Origin of the sequence: Proteus sp. LHD240705, assembly GCF_047921555.1 — a bacterium.
In the GTDB taxonomy this organism is placed as follows: domain Bacteria; phylum Pseudomonadota; class Gammaproteobacteria; order Enterobacterales; family Enterobacteriaceae; genus Proteus.
The window spans coordinates 219,119-238,933 of sequence record NZ_JBLRMI010000001.1 but is presented as its reverse complement, the minus strand read 5'-3'; the positions used below and the strand labels follow the sequence as shown (position 1 = coordinate 238,933).

Sequence of the window (19,815 nt, the reverse complement as noted above, 5' to 3'; positions counted from 1 at the left end):
GTTTTGTTACGTTTTATTTAGCTTAATTTAGCCTTGCATCAATTCAATTAACAAAGAACCGTTGTACAGCGCTTCTTTCACTAAAGATGCAGCTGGCAATGTGCCTTTATTTCTTAACTCTGTTTCTTCAATAATGAGTGACTTTGCATAACGAGGCATGACGTGATCTTGAATATGATTCAGCATCAAAGGAAAGAGCACTGATTTAGCGCGACATAGCGGCGAACCAATTAATATTTTTTGCGGATTAAAGATATTGATCATAACAGCCAAAATAAAACCTAATCGCTGAGCGACTAAATTTACAATTTCAAGCGCGGGTTTATCGCCAACTAATATCGCATCACACAATGTCTCCACAGTTATAGGATATTTGTTTAGCAACGAAGTGGGATCTTCTTGAGCTAATAATTGGGCTTTCTTAATTAATTGAGGAATAGCAATTTCTGTTTCTAAACACCCTTTTGCCCCGCAATAACAGCTATTTTGAGAATCGATAACTTTAGTATGTCCAATTTCGACGGCGCTATGGCTGTTAGAATGTAATGTTTTTCCATTGTTTATTACGCCAGCACCAACAATGTCATCGATAACAATTTGCAGAACGTCTGAATTGTTTTTTGCCGCACCATATAAAGATTCGGCCATTGTCCATGCAGTTACGCTATGTTGTAAAAATACAGAAACACCTGTTTTTTCATGGATTTTATCGGCAAGTGGAATGTCTTTAATATCATAATAAGGTGAGCTATAAATAACACCACTAATAGGATCAACAATAGCATTCATTGTAATGCTAATTGCCGTCAATCTTTCAACATGAGATTGATAACGCTCGAAGAATTTATCAATTGCAGCTAAAAAATGATTAAGAAAATCATCGCTGTATTCTTTGGGGAAATCGAATGTATCTTCAGTAACCAGTTTGCTATCTAATTCTCTTAAACTAAAAAGTAAACTGCCTTTATTGACGCGAATACAGAGAAATTGCCAGCCTTGGCTTTCTAATTTTAATCCGACAGCAGGCCTGCCTCGAAATCCCACATCTGGGAATTCCGTTTCATGAATAAGATGCGCTTCAACTAATTCTCGCGTGATCTTAGTAATACTTGCTGGCGCAAGCTCTGCCTTTTTCGACAATGAAATACGAGAAATGGGACCATGTTCATCAATCAAGCGAAAGACTGTGCCAAGATTAAATTGTTTTACGTGATCGATGTGGCTAGGTTGGTTCCCCATTGAATGCATCCTTAATTAAAGAGCCATAATTAATTCGAGGCTCCAAATAATTCATTACCGATTATGTCGTCAATTTGTAATAATTGTACAATACTTACATAAAAAGCGTGATCAAAAACACAGATAAATCAAGATTTTTGGTGATCTAAGATATTTTTTAACAGCAATTGCGTTAATCGATTCGCCGCAGCAGGAATAGTTCGTTTATTATGTGAAACTAACCAAACTTCAGAGAACGCTTGAGAATTTGCAAAGTGTAGATAGTGCACTCCATCAACTTTCATTCGCGTAAATGATTTTGTCACAATAGAAATACCAAGTCCTGCTGCAACTAGCCCTAAAATTGTCATGGCTTCACCCGCTTCTTGTGCAATAGTTGGCGTAATTCCTGACAGACTAAGTAACTGAATAATCTCATCATAAAGTGCCGTACCAACATCTCTCTCAAAGAAAACAAAAGGATATTGCCCAATATCTTGAATATTGACCCCCGTTTCTTTGTAAGCAAGCAGTGGATGCCCTTCATAAACCGCTAATATAAAAGGCTCACGAAACAATAGCTGGTGGTGCAAATTTTCGGGTAATGTTGTGTTTCGCATGATCCCTAGATCAATACGCCCCGTTAGTAACGGCGATATCTGTTGTTTTGTATTCATTTGATGCATATGAATACCGACTTCTGGATAGTTTTCTCTAAACTGTCGCAAACTCAAGGTGACTAAATGCATAAAAGGCGTTGTTGAGGTAAAACCAATTGAAATTTCACCTAATTCACCTTTTTCCATTCTAGCGGCGCGCGTTGCGGCTGCGTTGACCTGCGCCATAATTTGATACGACTCTTTTAAAAACATTTGTCCTGCGGGTGTTAACGAAACAGAACGGTTTGTTCGCTCTAAAAGTCTAGCGCCTATTTCACCTTCAAGTGCTTGTATTTGTTGGCTTAAAGGAGGTTGAGAAATATTCAATCTTTCTGCTGCTTTACCAAAGTGAAGCTCTTCTGCAACAGCAATAAAGTAACGTAAATGTCTAAGTTCAATATTCATATTTCTCTCATGTCGCCATTGATACTTTAAAAGTCTTATTTCTAATGATTAATATATTAGACAAAAAAATCAAATATTTCTAACATTGACATAAATCAAATTTAAGTAATGGAAGTTTAATCAATATGGATACTCACGAAATAGACAGTAAAAGTATGAGCTTAGGCACTGATATTTCAGACAATACACCAAGTATAGAAAAGCCTGCTCAACACCAATCTAACCCTAAACACTATATTCAACGTGATGATGCACTGTATATAAAAGTGACAGTGTCATTTTTTATGGTCGGTTTAGCGACATTCGCCTTACTCTATTTTGTGCAACCCATATTACCGGTGTTATCTAACGAATTTTCCGTCAGCCCAGCAACCAGTAGTTTAGCTCTCTCACTTTCAACCGCTTTAATGGCATGTGGATTATTAATCACTGGCCCACTTTCAGACGCCTTTGGTCGTAAGAATGTCATGGTTATCGCACTGTTTTGCGCCGCATTTTTTACATTATTAAGTGCGACAATGAATAGCTGGACAGGTATTTTAATTACGCGAGCTTTAGTTGGACTTTCATTAAGTGGCGTTGCAGCAGTAGCAATGACGTATTTAAGTGAAGAAATTCACCCTGCTTATCTCGCATTATCAATGGGTTTATATATTAGCGGAAACTCTATTGGAGGAATGAGCGGGCGCGTTATTACAGGGGTACTAAGTGATTATTATTCTTGGCGTTTATCCGTTGTTATTCTCGGTATTTTTGCCCTTTTTGCTGCAATTACTTTCTGGAAGATATTACCAGCTTCACAGCACTTTAGGCCGACAGTATTAAAACCTCGCAATCTTCTTATAGCGACTAAATTGCATTTTAGAGATAAAGGGCTGCCTTTGTTATTTATTGAAGGTGGTTTATTAATGGGTGGTTTTGTTACTTTATTTAACTATATCGGCTATCGTTTATTAGACGCACCCTATTCATTAAGTCAAACTACTGTGGGTCTGATTTCTATCGTCTATTTAAGTGGTACTTATAGCGCATCCAAAGCTGGCTTATTAACCACTAAATACGGTTTAGGTAAAGTCTTTATTGCTGGAATTTCAATGATGTTAATTGGCATATTGATTACTTTGATTGAATCACTGCCCGTTATCTTTATTGGGATGCTTATCTTAACGACAGGTTTCTTTGCTGCACATGCAGTCGCAAGTAGTTGGGTTGGTCGTCGCGCTAAACGAGGAAGAGCCCAAGCCTCTTCACTTTATCTTTTTACTTACTATGCGGGATCTAGCCTTGCAGGCACAGTGGGCGGATTATTCTGGGTGAGTTTTGGCTGGCTTGGTGTAGGGTTATTTATTGCCCTTTTAATGTTAACAGCCTTATTAATAGCATTACACTTAAACAAAGTTGCCCAGTAATTTATTGATAATTAACAAAGTGCAAAAGCAGGTTAACGCGGTTTAATGTTGTCGATTTTGCACTCCCTTCTTAAGGTATAAACTTATTCTTTAAGAAGGGATTACGATTATGGCTATTATAAAACTATCTATTACCCTGCTATTTCTCTTTTTTACATCTATTACAAATGCATTTACAGAACGGTGCCCACCAACAAAACCAGATTGCAATGTTATTGATGGAACGTTAATACAGTCGAATGAAAAACAAACTAACTTTGATTTAAAAACCATCAAATAATCCCTTTTTAGGAAAAATATCATCCAAATATGCCCTTTTCACGATATACTGTATAAATAAACAGTGTATCGTGTTTTTGGAATTTATCGCTGTTAGGCGATGTACTTTTCACTGAAGCTAATGTATTGTTTTAAACAAAGGCTAGTTGTATGTTGTAACTAAATAAGGATGTTAAGATGAATCGATATGATTTAATTGAGCAATTCAATCTCTGTTTTCAGCAATTAGAAATTGAAATTAAAAAACTAACTGATGTGTTGAAAAATTTAACTTTATTACCATCAGCAGTATTTGAATTACCTGAAGTGAGTAAAGAAGAGGAACATGATGAGGTTGTTCGCGTTACGGTGTCACCTTGCTATAATGAGGAAGCTAGAGATCTCACTTTAAAGCTAATGGCGAATCTTTTTATTTATGACAATGCACCGCACATTAGTAGTAAGCGCGCTATTCGTTTACCCGGAGTGCTTTGCTTTAGTACAGATAATCAAACATTTAAGTCTGTAAAAAAACAAGTTGAGCAAATTAATTTATTAAAAAAACAGCTTTCCGATATTGTTACTAAAGAGTCTGGTATATCGAAGGAAGAGCGTTTTGATTTCGTCCATAATCAACTAAAAGGCTTAATTACGCTCAATGCTTATCGTACCCTCACCCTATTGTCTGATCCAGATACAGTGCGTTTTGGTTGGGCGAATAAGAATATTATTAAGAATTTAACGCGTAACGATGTTTTGACTCAATTAGAGAAAAGTCGCGAAGCCAATCGTGCAGTCCCCCCTTATACCAGTGAACAATGGGCTGAACGTCTGGATAAAGAGATCATCACTCTTTCTCAATTACCTGAAAATACAAAATTAAAAATAAAGCGTCCTGTCAAAGTGCAACCTATTGCGCGGGTTTGGTATTCAGAACTTCAAAAACAAGTGCAATATGCGTGTCCTTTGCCTTTATTAGCTTTCTATATTGATAAAGAGAGCAACTTTAAACCCGTTATAGGCGAACTTCCTGATTATGATGCCGATAACATTCAAATTCGCCATCGCCCTAAAGCTAAAAAGCTGCAATTAATTATTCCAAGAATGCATTTGTATATTGAAAAATAGAGAATATCTTATTTTTCAATAAGTTTAATTGAGCTTCCTTGAAGGATTTGCTGAAGATAATCATTAAGCTGAACAAAATGATTGTCTTCAATATCTAAATGGATTGTTATCACCACATTGTTTTTTAATGCAAGGATAATATTTTTTCGATCAAGGGTAATTTTTTCGAGCGTATTAATGGCTTCAATATCAGATAAATGGGTCATTAAACCAATTGAGTTATCTATATCTTCATCTTCTTCATCAAATCTTGAAAGAATAATGAAATGATCAGGAGAAACAGCATCATCCCCTATTCCGATAATGGTGACATCATCTTCGACATAGCAATTAACTTCTGTCGCAGTAAACGTAATTTCTTCAGTCATTATTTTTCCTATAAGATGTAAAAATCCCGCCATTATAGCGGGATTTAATATCGGTTAAATAAGTGTATCTAACACTTATTTTTTCATGCTACCAACCATATCTTCTGGACGTACCCAGCTATCGAATTCTTCCGATGTCAGATAGTTCAGTTTCAATGCAGATTCTTTTAGCGTTAAGCCTTCTTTATGCGCTTTCTTAGCAATTTCAGCGGCTTTATCGTAACCGATATGAGTATTTAACGCAGTAACTAGCATCAATGATTCATGCAGTAGTTTATTAATACGTTCACGGTTTGGCTCAATACCAATTGCACAGTGCTCATTGAAACTACGCATACCATCAGCCAATAAACGGACTGATTGTAAGAAGTTATCAATGATCATTGGGCGATAAACGTTCAGTTCAAAGTTACCTGATGCGCCACCAATATTAATAGCAACGTCATTACCCATAACTTGAGCACATAACATTGTTAATGCTTCACATTGTGTTGGGTTAACTTTACCTGGCATGATTGAACTACCTGGTTCGTTTTCAGGGATAGCGATTTCGCCAATACCACAACGAGGGCCAGAAGCTAACCAACGCACGTCGTTAGCAATCTTCATTAATGATGCAGCTAAACCTTTCAATGCACCGTGTGAATGAACTAATGCATCACAAGTTGCTAATGCTTCAAATTTATTAGGAGCCGTTACAAAAGGCTGGCCAGATAATTCAGCGATACGCTTAGCAACGCGAACAGCATATTCTGGATGGGTATTTAACCCCGTACCCACTGCTGTACCACCGAGCGCTAATTCACAAACATGAGGAACGGAATCATTGATATGTTTGATGCTGTGCTCAAGCATAGCAGCCCAACCAGAGATCTCTTGACCTAATGTCAGTGGTGTCGCATCTTGCAGGTGAGTACGACCAATTTTAACGATATCATGGAAAGCTTCTGCTTTCTCTTTGAATACTTTCAGCAGTGATTTTAATTCTGGCAGTAAATCCTGACGTAATGCAATAACAGCAGCGACATGCATGGCAGTTGGGAACACATCATTTGAACTTTGACTTTTGTTAACATCATCATTCGGATGGATTTTGCGTTCCATGCCACGGATACCACCAAGTATCTCACTACCACGGTTAGCTAACACTTCATTCATATTCATGTTTGATTGAGTGCCAGAACCGGTCTGCCAGATTGCTAATGGGAATTCAGTTGGGTGTTTACCTGCAAGCACTTCATCTGCTGCGGCGATAATTGCATCAGCGCGCTCTTTTGGTAATAAACCTAAATCCATGTTAACACCAGCGGCTGCTTTCTTCGTGATAGCAAGCGCATGGATAAGTGCAACAGGCATTTTTTCAACTGAAATACGGAAGTGTTCAAGAGAACGCTGCGTTTGAGCTCCCCATAACTGGTCAGCAGGTACTTCGATTTGCCCCATTGAGTCTTTTTCAATGCGAGTGGCTGCCATTTCAATCTCCTTAAGTACACAGAATAATTGATTAATTCCGAATCACTTTCTAGTAAATAACTCGGATACCAGTATCATGCCATAAACAGAATAATAAATATGAGAGCTAAAGCGAGCTTATGAAATTTATAACAGAATGAAATCTGTTGATTTTTTTAGAAAAATACGGTTGGCGACCTTATTTCATTGCCAACATTATTATTTAAGCTTTCATATTTATATCCATACTTATTATGAGCCTTTATTATTCATCATAAATAGAATTACATCACAATTAAATATTGTCTAAATTGAAAAAAGAGTAAAAAAAGATGTTTTTAATGCTTATTTTATTTACCTTATAAATCATATTCATTTTGCTTTAAACTCATTATGTTAGCGAGTAACTAAGTAAGTTCTGATTGCGATTTTATTCCACTAAATCTATATTTACGGTTAATATAGATGGCGATGTACATATGTGGATTATCTATATTTAAATTTAGTAAAATTTATCACCAATTTATCGGGTTGTTTAAGGGTTACAAAACAGCCTTTATAACGTACATCGCCGGATGTACACAGAGGATGGACTAGAATTATGAAGAAATCGCTTGTCGCTGTTGGTGTTATCGTCGCACTGGGTGTTGTTTGGACTGGTGCGTCGTGGTACATGGGCAGCAAAATTGAAAGTCGCTTACAGGAAGAAACGAAACTAGCTAATGTCCAATTAGCGCAACTTGCTAAAAATGCACAATTTGGCGCTGATGTTAAACTTGAAATTCGTGACTATAAGAAAGGGGTTTTTACCTCTAATGCAGACTTTGCTGTCGTGATTTCAAAAGATGCTAGTGATGCAGACCAAGAGAAAAAAGTAGAAGAAGTTATCTTCACTACCGATATTGATCATGGTCCATTCCCTCTTTCTGATCTGGCTAAGTTTAATTTAGCACCCAAATTAGCAGCAATGAATAATACGTTAGTCAACAATGATACAACGAAAGAATTATTCAAACTGACTAAAGAGAAATCTATTTTTGATATCCATACTTCTTTAGCATTCGATGGTGGAGTTTCAGGTGAAGCGAAACTAAATCCTATCGATTTTACTGAAAATGGTGACACCGTTAAAACGACGCCTCTAACGGTTGAATTCTCATCAGATAAAGATGCAACAAACTTCACAACCAAAGTTAAAGGTGACCAAGTTGTTGTGACTAAAGAAGGTGAAGAAACTTTCACAATTAAAAATATCGCGGGTTCTGTTGCAGGAACAAAAGTTAATAACGATCAATACTTATTTAATGAGCAGTTATTAAGTTTTGCTGAAATTGCACATACCAGTAAAGACAAAGCGTCTGATTTCTCGCTGAAAGATTTTTCTCTGACAACCAAAAGTGATATCAAAGATAAGCTCTTTAACATCTCTCAAACTTATTACTTTAAGTCACTAAATGTTGCAGGATTCGAATTTGGTGCAGGTAAATTTGGCTATTCAATTGATAAAGCTGATCCAGATGCTATGTTGTTATTAACCAAAGTTTATAACAACTCATTGTTACCGTGGAATAAAAATCATTTCGATAGTTCAGAAATGGTTGAACAAGCCGTTCGTGATGTTCTGGAAAAAGGCTTAGTTTTCCGTATCGATGAAGCCTCTTTAACAAATAAAAGCGGTGCAAGTAAGTTAGCCTTTAACTTAGACTTAAATGCTTTTAACGTTAAAGTATTAGAAAGCCAAGAGAAATCACCAGCAGAGTTATTTAACTATCTGTTTAAAAACATTGATTTCAATGTTGATTTATCTCTTCCAATGTTAGCTGAATTCCGTAACACCACTCAATATCTTGATGCGGCTCGTTACCAAGAAACCGCATTAACAGATGAAGATAAAAAAGAGATCGAAGCAACAACAGCGGCTGATATTGAACAGTTAAAAACTGAGCTACAGCAAAATATCAACCAAATTTCTCAAGACGAGAAAGATGCATTACCTCTGATGTTACTGGCTCAAGATGGTAACGCATTAAACATGAAACTGAACTATGCTGCTGATAAATTTACCATGAATGGTAAAACTTATACTTTTGATGAATTTATGGAAGTGACCCAAGCTCCTCAAATGTTAGGTTTAGCAGCAATGTTATTCGGTATGGGTGCATCATCTTATGATTACGATGATTCTGATTATTCAGAAGAAGGTTATCAAGAAGAAATCACTGAAGATCCAGCTATTATCGAAGAACAAGAAATCTTAATTCCTGAGCAACCAGCACAAGCTCAATAATTAACTTTTTGTTAGAACGGTACGTTGTTAAAACAATCATCTGTTAAAACAATAAGCTGGTAAAAAATAAATAAACACCCCATTTGTGAATAACATAATGGGGTGTTTTTTTAGCATCGTATTTTAATTAACAATCGCGATCTTTAACCAGAACATGGTGATTATTCCATTCCTCTTTGCAACAAGAATCAATGGCTTTATTAACTATTCCAGCAAGCGTATTTACTGTTGACATAATAGACGTGAATTGTGCGCAGACCTGACTACAGCTAGATGTTTTTTCATTCGGCTTAGGAATGTTCGGTAGTGTCAAACTATCACAGAGAATTTCTTGTAATACTAAAGAGAAATTCGCAATGCCTGTGGTGTAAATATACGAGCGTCCCCCTGTTTGCTCCGCTAAACGTATATACTCTTTTGTTACGCGATCTCTATCAGCCACACTTGGGAAACGATCGAGGTTCGTTGCACTATCGTCTGGCGTTCCTTGGTAGGTATATACTTTGACTTTTTCTTGTTGGGCAACAGCAATCGCTTCGTCATTTTTTATCTTTGCCGCGTTGGTCAATATACCTCCGCCACCTTCCATACCTTCATCACCCAAAACAAAAACAGCACGACGAGCACCATCACGCCAATCAAAATGCTTACTTAAATCAATCACTGCACGACATAAATCTTCTTTATTACCCGCATGATCACGCCCATCAGCCTCTTTAAAAGGCTTTCTTGCCTGTAAGCGACTTTCAGGTACGCCTAGCGCTTTTAAATAGTCACTAGCTGATTGATCAAATTTAGTATCATCCCATGTACCTTCAATACCTAAAAAAGTCACCCGAAGTTTTGATGGGCAATTTTCCAGTGCTTTTTGTATTGCAATATCAATATCTTTACTTAAATCTGACGACTCATCAGACATAGAACCACTGGTATCAATCACGACAACTAAATCTAACGCAATCGTGCCATCACCCGTAACGACTTGTGAGCCATAACTAAGATTATTTGCGGATGAAGGCGGAAGTATTTTGGACATTAATTGGTGTTGTATATTATCATTTTTCTTTTCAAAACTGAAATCAGAATTCTCATTCATATTTATATGCCTTAATTTAAAATAATTAGGTTTCTATTAAAAAATCATTGTGGAAATAATTACATTCAGTTGAATATATTTATTTAACAGCAATCTATTATGGCGTTAATTCCCTATTCTTTATCCCTTATTTAATAAAAGAGATATTTTATTTTTTAGTTCTATTTTATGTATATAAATAAATTCAAGAAAAAACAAACTTTGTTATTTTTATAAAAATAATCTTTTCATTCTTTATTCAATTGCTTTAACCCGTGACAAACAAGCCACCTATTAAAGCAAACCATAACAAAATGATATTTCAGTTATTTTTTACTCACTTCCCCCTTTCAAACCTATCAAAATAACTGATAAGACATTTCAATTATAATGATAAATATTTTTAAACTTAATTTTTAATGTATCAATTAACCTGATAATACACGTCAATTATATTGAATATTGTAGCTAATAAATAAACACGTCTTTTTACCATTTTTTATTTTTTAACTTAAAATTGAGAAAAAACTGCATTTTCAGTTTTAAAAATAGCCAATTTAAGTTTATTTATTAGTGAATAAAATAAAAATCAGTCATAATTATCTGCAACTCATTTATATTTACCCGATTATAAGAAAATCACTATAAACGATAGATTTTCATTATTTCTATTAAAAGGAAAATAACGCGTGATTGACACACAGTTGCCTTTAACCGATTTACATCGCCATTTAGATGGTAATATCCGCCCTCAAACTATTTTAGAGTTAGCAAAACAACATAATATTGCGCTACCAGCTTATGAATTAGAAGCATTGCGCCCTCATGTACAAATTACAAAAAATGAGCCAAGCCTTGTTAGCTTTTTACAAAAATTAGATTGGGGTGTGGCGGTTTTAGCTGATTTAGACGCATGTCATCGTGTTGCTTATGAAAACGTAGTAGATGTGGTTAATGCTGGTATCGATTACGCTGAGCTGCGATTCTCACCTTATTATATGGCAATGAAACATCAATTACCGGTTGAAGGTGTCGTGGAAGCCATTGTTGATGGTGTACAAAGCGCACGACAATCACACGATGTAGATATTCGTTTAATCGGTATTTTAAGCCGTACCTTTGGTGAAAACGCCTGCCAACAAGAATTAAATGGCTTACTAAAACATCAAGATAAAATTACAGCGCTTGATTTAGCCGGTGATGAATTAGGTTTTCCTGGTCATTTATTCCAACCTCATTTTAATCGTGCTCGTGATACTGGCTGGAATATTACGGTTCATGCTGGTGAAGCGGCGGGTGCAGAAAGTATCTGGCATGCCATTAAAGAATTGGGTGCAAGTCGTATTGGTCATGGTGTTAAAGCGATTGAAGATCCACGCTTAATGGATTACCTTGCCGAGCATCAAATTAGTATTGAGTCTTGCTTAACGTCAAATATTCAAACTAGTACTATCAATTCGTTAGCAGAGCATCCTTTAAAAACATTTTTAGAGCATGGCATTATTGCCTCTCTTAATACCGATGATCCTGCGGTTGAGGGTATTGAGCTAAAACACGAATATACCGTTGCGGCGCCTGCTGCTGGATTAACGCCAGAGCAAATCCGCCAAACACAGATTAATGGCTTAAGAATGGCATTTATTAGCCAAGCAGAACGTGACGCATTAATTAAGAAAGTAAGCTCACGTTAATATTTGATCGCTTTTTGATTAAAACCACCTGTTTATCAGGTGGTTTTTTATATTTATTGAAAATGGATGGAATGATTAATGGCTCTTAGGCTAGAATTAATTTTCAAGGGGCTATTAATCATTAAGGAAAAGCTATGTGGAATATTCATCCGACAAGAGGTCAATATAAATTATTAGCACAATATCTATCACCAATTGATGCTTCTATTGAAGCAGGTTTTCTTCAATCAGAAGGCATTGATGCGATCCTTTTAGATGAAAATATTGTTTGGAATAACCAAGTGTATGCTCAAGCGACTGGGGGGGTAAAATTACTCGTTAACTATAAAGAATTTGAGCAAGCACAGACAATGCTTAATGAACTTTACCAAGGCAAATATAATATCAACGATCAGTTAGAACCCATCGATTGTGAATTAAAGGTTGATGTGAAAAATAATAAATCTGACTATTTAAATATGGGGCTTGTATTTTTAGTCTTTTTTACACTGGGTTTAGCCCTTCCGTTTAAATCAAAATATCAATCGCTATCAGACAAAAAAGAGAATAAAGAAAAAGCTCAATAAATAAAAAAGCACCGATTAATTGTTAAATCGATGCCGTTTTTCCTAATGAACCCAATAATCAATATTCACTTAACGTTATTGTATCCACCAGCTTAAATTCATTATTTTTTCTCTGCTCTTTTACCTTGATTGGCATAGCGCTGCGCTAACACAGCACAAACCATTAATTGGATCTGATGGAAGATCATTAATGGCAATAACATTACCCCAACAGTTGCTGCTGGAAATAACACATTCGCCATAGGCACACCATTTGCTAAGCTCTTTTTAGATCCACAAAAAACAATAGTGATTTCATCTTCTTTATTAAAACCAAGCAATCTTGCACTGTACACGTTCACAAAAATAACAATCGCTAACAGAATACAACTCACTCCTGCAATCGTTAATAGTGACCAACCGTCAATTTTATGCCAGATCCCTTCAACAACCGCCTCACTAAACGCCACATAAACCACCAGCAAAATAGAAGAACGATCCGTTCTATTAACTAATTTCTTATGCTTATCAACCCAACGACCAATTAAAGGGCGTGATAAGTGACCAATAATAAAAGGCACCATCAATTGCAGTAAGATCGATTGAATCGCCCCAGCAGTATCAAAATCATTCGCAGAGCCTTGCGTTTGCATTAAAAAACCGACTAATACGGGTGAAAGAAAAACACCCAGAATACTAGATGCAGATGCACTACAAATAGCAGCTGCGACATTTCCCCCTGCCACAGAAGTAAAGGCAATGGCAGATTGAACCGTCGCTGGTAACGCACAAAGATATAAAAAACCCATATAGACAGTGGGTGACATCCATTCGGGCACAATAACTTGTAATCCGAGCCCCAAAATAGGGAAAAGAATAAAGGTACTGGTAAATACAGTAAGATGTAAACGCCAATGTCCAAGTCCTGCTAATATCGCCTCTCTAGAAAGCTTCGCACCATGCAAGAAGAACAGCAATGCTATCGCACCGGTCGTAAGATATTGGAACAAGACTTTAATATCACCTTGTGCGGGTAGTAGCGTTGCTAGCGTCACCACACAAATCATTATCATGAGAAAAGGATCGAGTTTTAGTTTTTGCCACCAAGACATTAGATTTAGCGCTCCCTTTGGCTTACAGCGTAATAGTTTGTTTTAAACGATTAGAAATTTCGCCAGCTTCAATCAAACGCATAATGGCTGTTGCTTGTATTGGCGTAACAGGGTTTTCTTCACCCAATGTAATTGCACGATAAATTTGTTGGTAATAAGCGGGGTAATCACCAGAGAGTGTTGCCAGTGTTGTTGTCTCTAACTCTCCAGAATCTGACAATGTTGTTAATTCACCATCACTATTATCCATTCCCCAATTATATGTTTGGTTAGGAAGATAACCTGCTTTTAAGGCATCTTCTTGGGTATCTAAACCATACTTAACATAACTTCCTTTTGTCCCATGAATAGCAAAAATAGGTGTTGGAGACGCAACTAACATAGAAGCATGAAGAACAACTCTAAGATTTTCATATTCTAGTAATGCATGAAAGTAATCAGCATTTTTTGCATTAGGGCGTAACTGAGCAATATCAGCAGTAATCGCTTTAGGTTCACCAAATAAACAAATCGCTTGGTCAAGAACATGAGGAGCGAGATCGTACCAAAGCCCGCCTCCAATTCCGGCATCTTCTCGCCAACGTTGACGTACAGTTGGGCGAAAACGATCAAAATGGGCTTCGTATGCACTAACTTCACCGAGTGTTTTATCAGCTAAAAGCTTTTTAACGGTTAAAAAGCCTGAATCCCAACGACGATTATGAAAGACGGAAAGAAGTTTACCAGCATCTGTTGCTTGCTGAGTTAATTTTTCAGCTTCTTCCAGTGTCAGTGTAAACGGTTTATCAACAATAACATGTTTACCTTTTGCCAGAGCCTGTGAAGCCAGTGAATAGTGAGTATTATTTGGCGTTGGAATAATGATTAAGTCTATTGAGGGATCATTAATAAGTGTTTGAGGATCTGCATAAACCGTAATGTGAGGAAAATCTTGTTTAACTTTATTTTCATCAGAGCTTGAAATTGCACTAAGATTTAAGCCTTCGGTTGTTGTTATTAGCGGAGCATGAAAGGTTTTACTTGCATAGCCATATCCGATAATTCCAACATTGAGTTTAATTGTCATCACCCTATCCTATTTTTATATGTTTTTTTATTAACAAAAATCACTTTCACTTTTGTAGCTAAATAAATAATAACAAAGTTTGTGATAATATCTCGTTTAGTTCTGTACACAGGTAGGAATAATTAATTAATGAAATTTGATCTCAAAGCAAACACGTCGAATAACCATTCAGGCAAAGCGCCGATTACAGGATGGTTGCTTGCGCCATTGGCGTATATGATTTTGTCGATTATTGGCTCTGGATTGATGTCAGTTCTCTATGTTATTAAATATTTTTCAGATTTTTCGATCCTCCACCAGCTTCCTTTTCATTTGCTCTCTAGTTGGTATCTTTCTGCATTAACAACATGGGTGATGTTTGCCTTTACGTTATATCTGTTAAGACAATTTTTTTATCGCGCTCAAAATTTTCCACGACTATTTATTTTGTGGTTATTGATTAACTTACTCTTAGCCATTAAAAGCTTTGGTTTTGCTCCTGTTGACGATCAAACAGCGTTAAAATCCCTTCTATGGTCGGTCTTCTCGACAGTCTGTTTTGTGCCTTATATCAAGTATGCTAAGCGTGTTCGTGAAACTTTCACACAACTTCGATAACTTCACACCTTTACCCTTGATATTATATACGCTTGTTTAGCCTCTTTATTTCTGGAGGCTTTTTGTTTCTCTGTTTAACAATTTTGGCATAACAATGACTGATTACTTGCTTCTATTCGTCGGCACCGTATTGGTGAATAACTTTGTACTCGTCAAATTCCTGGGTTTATGCCCATTTATGGGTGTATCAAAAAAATTAGAAACCGCGATTGGTATGGGATTTGCGACGACCTTTGTTATGACGCTCGCCTCGATTAGTTCTTGGCTGATGGATAATTTTATTTTAGTCCCTTTGGACTTACTTTATTTACGCACACTGAGCTTTATCTTAGTTATTGCAGTAGTTGTACAATTCACTGAAATGGTCGTAAGAAAAACAAGCCCGACACTCTATCGTTTGTTAGGGATCTTCTTACCTTTAATTACCACAAACTGTGCCGTCTTAGGTGTTGCGTTATTAAATATCAATCAAGCCCACACCTTTATGCAATCTGCCGTTTATGGTTTTGGTGCAGCCGTCGGTTTCTCTCTTGTAATGGTATTATTTGCCGCCATTAGAGAACGATTAGCGGTCGCCAATGTACCCGCGCCATTTAAAGGTGCTTCAATCGGTTTAATTACCGCAGGTTTAATGTCTCTTGCCTTTATGGGTTTTAGTGGTTTGGTGAAACTGTAATGAATTCTTTATGGATAGCAATTGGCGTACTGGGTGCGCTAGGTCTTATCTTTGGACTAATTTTGGGCTATTCCGCACGTCGTTTTAAAGTGGAAGAAGATCCTATTGTCGAAAAAATTGACGCGATATTACCACAAAGCCAATGCGGACAATGTGGTCATCCTGGTTGTCGTCCTTATGCCGATGCAGTCGCAAACAATGGTGAAATGATTAACCGTTGTGCGCCGGGTGGCGAACAAGTGATGTTAAAAATCGCTGAGTTGATGGGTGTTGATCCTCAACCGCTTGATGGTGACGAAGAAGCATTAAATCCAATTAGAAAAGTCGCCTTAATCGATGAAGATAACTGCATAGGATGTACTAAGTGTATTCAAGCATGCCCTGTTGATGCCATTGTGGGCGCAACACGAGCTATGCACACCGTTATTGAAGACTTATGTACGGGCTGTGACTTATGTGTTCCTCCTTGCCCTACTGATTGTATAACCTTGATTCCTGTCAAAGTCACAACCTCGAACTGGAAATGGGATTTAAACACAATCCCTGTTAAAAACATTCCAGCAGAGCCTGAAGAAACACCTGAAGATGAACCGTCATTAAAGGCGGAGGATAGCGCTCATGTTTAATCTCTTTTCGTTATTTAAAAAAGATAAAATCTGGGATTTTAAAGGCGGTATTCATCCTCCTGAAATGAAATTACAGTCAAGTCGTACACCCATGCGTATAGCGCAATTACCTAATGAAGTCATTATTCCTATTCATCAGCACTTAGGTGTACCGGGTCAACTTTGTGTCAGCGTAGGTGAGCATGTATTAAAAGGCCAACCCTTAACAAAAGGAGTTGGCAGAACATTACCTGTACATGCATCTATCTCTGGTACCGTTACGGCAATAGAACCTTTTCCAAGTGCTCACCCTTCTGGCTTACCTGAAATTGCAGTAAGGATCCAATCTGATGGTAAAGATGAATGGAGAGAGAAATCACCTATCATTAATTACCAGTTAGAAAGCAGAGAAACATTACTTAGCCGTATTCATGAAGCTGGTATTGCAGGATTAGGCGGTGCAGGATTCCCAACGGCATCAAAATTAAAAGGTGGTGGCGATCTCGTTAAAACACTGATCATCAATGCAGCAGAATGTGAACCTTATATCACCGCTGACGATCGCTTAATGCAAGAACACGCTGATGAAGTAATTGCCGGATGTCAGGTATTAATTCACCTTCTCTCCCCTGATGAAGTATTAATTGGTATTGAAGATAACAAGCCTGAAGCCATTGAGGCATTAAAACAGGCATTAAACGCGATGCCCGATGAAAAACGTATTTTCATTCGTGTTATCCCAACAAAATACCCATCAGGTGGCGCTAAACAACTTACCAAGATCTTAACGGGTAAAGAAGTTCCATCGGGAGGTCGTTCATCTGACATTGGCGTTTTGATGCAAAACGTAGGTACTGTTGTCGCGATCAAACGCGCAATTATCGATGATGAACCTTTAATTGAGCGTGTCGTCACCGTTACAGGTAATGGCGCCAAAACACCGGGTAACTTCTGGGCACGTTTAGGTACACCGATTTACTCGTTATTAAAACAAGCGGGCTTTGTAGCAGGCTCTGAACAAATGGTGATTATGGGTGGGCCATTAATGGGCTTTACCTTACCAGACTTAAATGCCCCTGTTGTTAAGATAACGAACTGCCTACTTATCCCTTCAGCTGAAGAGATGGATACAGATAACCTTGAAGAAGCCTGTATCCGTTGTGGCCATTGTGTTGATGCTTGCCCTAGTGGTTTATTACCTCAACAACTTTACTGGTTTAGTAAAGGTAAAGAGCATGAGAAAGCGCAACAACATAATTTATTTGATTGTATTGAGTGTGGTGCATGTGCGTTTGTTTGCCCAAGTAATATTCCACTAGTTCAATACTACCGCCAAGAAAAAGCAGAAATACGTGAAATTGATGCGGAAGCAAAACGCGCGACTGAAGCCAAAGCACGTTTTGAAGCGAAAAAAATACGTATGGAGCGAGAAAAACTTGAACGTGAAGCAAGACATCAACGTGCCGCAGTTAAACTTGACGATGAAGAGCACAGTGAAGTTCAATCCGCACTTTCTCGCGTAAAAGCGAAACAAAGTATCGGCAAAATTATTTCTGTTAAAGCAGGTGAAGAGCCAGATAATGCAGCCGCTATTGCCGCACGTAAAAAACGTAAAGAAGAAGTCAGAGCAAAACAGGCTGCTAAATTAGCACAGCAAAAAGCACTAGAAGCGTCAAGTGAGAATACAGCGAGTGAGAGCGAAGATGCTGACCCACGTAAAGCCGCTGTCGCTGCCGCACTGGCTCGTGTTAAAGCTAAGAAAGCTCAACAAGCTACTGAAGCCATATCAACCGTAGAAGCACCTGTTCAAAGTGCTGAAGCGGAAGATGTCGATCCGCGCAAAGCCGCTGTCGCTGCCGCATTGGCTCGTGTTAAAGCTAAGAAAGCTCAACAAGCTTCTCAATCATCAACCATAGAAGCCCCTGTTCAAAGTGCTGAAACGGAAGATGTCGATCCGCGCAAAGCCGCTGTCGCTGCCGCATTGGCTCGTGTTAAAGCTAAGAAAGCTCAACAAGCTTCTCAATCATCAACCGTAGAAGCCCCTGTTCAAAGTGCTGAAGCGGAAGATGTCGATCCGCGCAAAGCCGCTGTCGCTGCCGCAATTGCCAGAGTAAAAGCCAAAAAAGAAGCCGAACAACGTCGAGCTAATAAAGAAGAAGTTACCTTGGATTAATCACAGATGAAATTCAGACCAATACAAAATAACAATAGTAAATTAAAAATTGCGAGTTCACCTTTTACGCATAATCAACAGTCCACCAGCCAAGTTATGCTATGGGTAACATTAGCGGCACTTCCGGGGATCTTAAGCCAGATCTATTTCTTTGGCTTAGGAACCATTTACCAAATTGTGTTAGCTATTATCGTGGCGCTTGTTACTGAAACACTTTGCGTAAAGCTCAAAAAAGAAGATCCCTTACTTTATCTGAAAGACAATTCAGCGCTGTTGACTGGTGTATTGCTCGCCATTAGTATTCCGCCTTTAGCGCCATGGTGGATCATTGTTTTAGGTACTTTTGTTGCTATTGTTATCGCAAAACATATTTATGGTGGCTTAGGACAAAATCCATTTAATCCCGCAATGGTGGGTTATGTGGTTTTGCTGATCTCATTCCCAGTACAAATGACATCTTGGATGCCTCCCGTTGAATTACAGGCTGTCTCTTACAATGTCATGGATAGTTTAAGCATCTTCTTTACAGGGCATACCTCTTCTGGCTTAACGCTTGAAGATTTAAGACGTTCTGTCGATGGCATTACACAAGCAACACCTCTTGATAGCTTTAAAACGGGTTTATTAACTCACCCTATTAATGAAGTCTTAGCGACACCTATTTTACAAGGTGAATTTGCAGGCATTGGCTGGCAATGGGTGAATGTCGCTTATTTAGTTGGCGGATTAATCCTGCTTTATAAACGCATTATTAGCTGGCATATCCCTGTTGCGATGATTTCTGTATTAGCACTATGTTCGGTTATTAGCTGGGGTATTGATCCTACGCGTTATTCACAACCGCTATTACAGCTCTTCTCTGGTGCAACAATGTTAGGAGCCTTCTTTATTGCGACTGATCCAGTTAGCGCCTCAACAACCCCTAAGGGGCGTTTAATTTATGCGGGCATGATTGGTTTATTAGTTTGGATTATCCGTGTCTATGGCGGATATCCAGATGCAGTCGCCTTCTCTGTATTGCTTGCCAATATTGCCGTACCGCTCATTGATAGCTATACACGCCCTCGTGTTTACGGACATTAATCCAAGGA

18 protein-coding genes are annotated in these 19,815 nt (G+C 37.8%); 11 read left to right on the top strand and 7 right to left on the bottom strand.

Translation table 11 applies throughout. The annotated features are described in order from the left end of the window. Positions 1 to 27: 27 nt before the first annotated feature. Together ACNART_RS01185 and ACNART_RS01180 are read right to left on the bottom strand one after the other, a co-directional pair. A complete protein-coding gene (locus ACNART_RS01185; RefSeq protein ID WP_409281703.1) occupies positions 28 to 1,239 on the bottom strand; it encodes an ROK family protein in 1,212 nt (403 codons plus the stop codon). 128 nt (positions 1,240 to 1,367) lie between these two features. Next, the gene (locus ACNART_RS01180) at positions 1,368 to 2,282 is read right to left on the bottom strand and encodes a LysR family transcriptional regulator (protein WP_198619541.1); all 915 of its coding nucleotides are present in this window, start codon (positions 2,280 to 2,282) and stop codon (positions 1,368 to 1,370) included. A gap of 125 nt (positions 2,283 to 2,407) precedes the next feature. On the opposite strand from ACNART_RS01180, the gene ACNART_RS01175 reads away from it, so the two are divergent. The 3 genes from ACNART_RS01175 (at position 2,408) to tus (ending at position 5,077) form a co-directional block, all read left to right on the top strand. Further along, positions 2,408 to 3,691 (top strand): MFS transporter, encoded by a 1,284-nt coding sequence (locus ACNART_RS01175; RefSeq protein WP_416303409.1) that lies wholly within the window; start codon positions 2,408 to 2,410, stop codon positions 3,689 to 3,691. 109 nt (positions 3,692 to 3,800) lie between these two features. Then, positions 3,801 to 3,971, top strand: a complete 171-nt coding sequence (locus tag ACNART_RS01170) for a hypothetical protein (RefSeq protein WP_198619543.1) — start codon at positions 3,801 to 3,803, stop codon at positions 3,969 to 3,971. A gap of 176 nt (positions 3,972 to 4,147) precedes the next feature. Continuing rightward, positions 4,148 to 5,077, top strand: a complete 930-nt coding sequence (tus, locus tag ACNART_RS01165; protein ID WP_368926779.1) for a DNA replication terminus site-binding protein — start codon at positions 4,148 to 4,150, stop codon at positions 5,075 to 5,077. Positions 5,078 to 5,085: 8 nt separating this feature from the next. On the opposite strand, the gene ACNART_RS01160 is transcribed toward tus, so the two are convergent. After that, positions 5,086 to 5,445, bottom strand: a complete 360-nt coding sequence (locus ACNART_RS01160; protein ID WP_109374004.1) for a hypothetical protein — start codon at positions 5,443 to 5,445, stop codon at positions 5,086 to 5,088. Positions 5,446 to 5,520: 75 nt separating this feature from the next. Then, positions 5,521 to 6,918, bottom strand: a complete 1,398-nt coding sequence (gene fumC / locus ACNART_RS01155; protein ID WP_198619545.1) for a class II fumarate hydratase — start codon at positions 6,916 to 6,918, stop codon at positions 5,521 to 5,523. Positions 6,919 to 7,498: 580 nt separating this feature from the next. Between fumC and ACNART_RS01150 the strand changes: the two genes are divergently transcribed. Next, positions 7,499 to 9,184 carry a YdgA family protein gene (locus tag ACNART_RS01150; RefSeq protein ID WP_198619546.1) on the top strand — a complete coding sequence of 562 codons (1,686 nt, stop codon included), beginning with the start codon at positions 7,499 to 7,501 and terminating at the stop codon, positions 9,182 to 9,184. Positions 9,185 to 9,311: 127 nt separating this feature from the next. Here ACNART_RS01150 and ACNART_RS01145 read toward each other — a convergent pair whose 3' ends face one another. Beyond that, entirely contained in the window at positions 9,312 to 10,280 is a 969-nt protein-coding gene (locus tag ACNART_RS01145; protein WP_198632705.1) for a VWA domain-containing protein, read from the bottom strand. A 668-nt stretch (positions 10,281 to 10,948) separates the two neighbouring features. Between ACNART_RS01145 and add the strand changes: the two genes are divergently transcribed. Together add and ACNART_RS01135 are read left to right on the top strand one after the other, a co-directional pair. Beyond that, on the top strand, positions 10,949 to 11,950 hold the full coding sequence (gene add, locus ACNART_RS01140) for an adenosine deaminase (RefSeq protein ID WP_368926781.1): 1,002 nt from the start codon (positions 10,949 to 10,951) through the stop codon (positions 11,948 to 11,950). 134 nt (positions 11,951 to 12,084) lie between these two features. Beyond that, positions 12,085 to 12,516, top strand: coding sequence for a hypothetical protein (locus tag ACNART_RS01135; RefSeq protein ID WP_198619549.1), 432 nt, complete (start codon positions 12,085 to 12,087; stop codon positions 12,514 to 12,516). 101 nt (positions 12,517 to 12,617) lie between these two features. On the opposite strand, the gene ACNART_RS01130 is transcribed toward ACNART_RS01135, so the two are convergent. Both ACNART_RS01130 and ACNART_RS01125 read right to left on the bottom strand, forming a co-directional pair. Further along, positions 12,618 to 13,607, bottom strand: coding sequence for a bile acid:sodium symporter family protein (locus ACNART_RS01130; protein WP_198619550.1), 990 nt, complete (start codon positions 13,605 to 13,607; stop codon positions 12,618 to 12,620). Between the two features lie 22 nt (positions 13,608 to 13,629). Further along, positions 13,630 to 14,673, bottom strand: coding sequence for an oxidoreductase (locus ACNART_RS01125; RefSeq protein ID WP_198619551.1), 1,044 nt, complete (start codon positions 14,671 to 14,673; stop codon positions 13,630 to 13,632). A gap of 129 nt (positions 14,674 to 14,802) precedes the next feature. On the opposite strand from ACNART_RS01125, the gene ACNART_RS01120 reads away from it, so the two are divergent. The 5 genes from ACNART_RS01120 (at position 14,803) to rsxD (ending at position 19,807) form a co-directional block, all read left to right on the top strand. Then, a complete protein-coding gene (locus ACNART_RS01120; RefSeq protein WP_198619552.1) occupies positions 14,803 to 15,270 on the top strand; it encodes a DUF2569 domain-containing protein in 468 nt (155 codons plus the stop codon). Positions 15,271 to 15,364: 94 nt separating this feature from the next. After that, complete coding sequence (gene rsxA / locus ACNART_RS01115) at positions 15,365 to 15,946, top strand: electron transport complex subunit RsxA (RefSeq protein WP_006536930.1); 582 nt, start codon at positions 15,365 to 15,367, stop codon at positions 15,944 to 15,946. Continuing rightward, positions 15,946 to 16,572, top strand: a complete 627-nt coding sequence (gene rsxB, locus ACNART_RS01110; RefSeq protein ID WP_198619553.1) for an electron transport complex subunit RsxB — start codon at positions 15,946 to 15,948, stop codon at positions 16,570 to 16,572. The genes rsxA and rsxB overlap by 1 nt, the downstream gene beginning before the upstream one ends. Next, a complete protein-coding gene (gene rsxC / locus ACNART_RS01105; RefSeq protein WP_416303408.1) occupies positions 16,565 to 18,724 on the top strand; it encodes an electron transport complex subunit RsxC in 2,160 nt (719 codons plus the stop codon). The genes rsxB and rsxC overlap by 8 nt, the downstream gene beginning before the upstream one ends. Before the next feature lie 6 nt (positions 18,725 to 18,730). Further along, positions 18,731 to 19,807 (top strand): electron transport complex subunit RsxD, encoded by a 1,077-nt coding sequence (gene rsxD, locus ACNART_RS01100; protein ID WP_196533221.1) that lies wholly within the window; start codon positions 18,731 to 18,733, stop codon positions 19,805 to 19,807. The last annotated feature ends 8 nt before the right edge of the window (positions 19,808 to 19,815 follow it).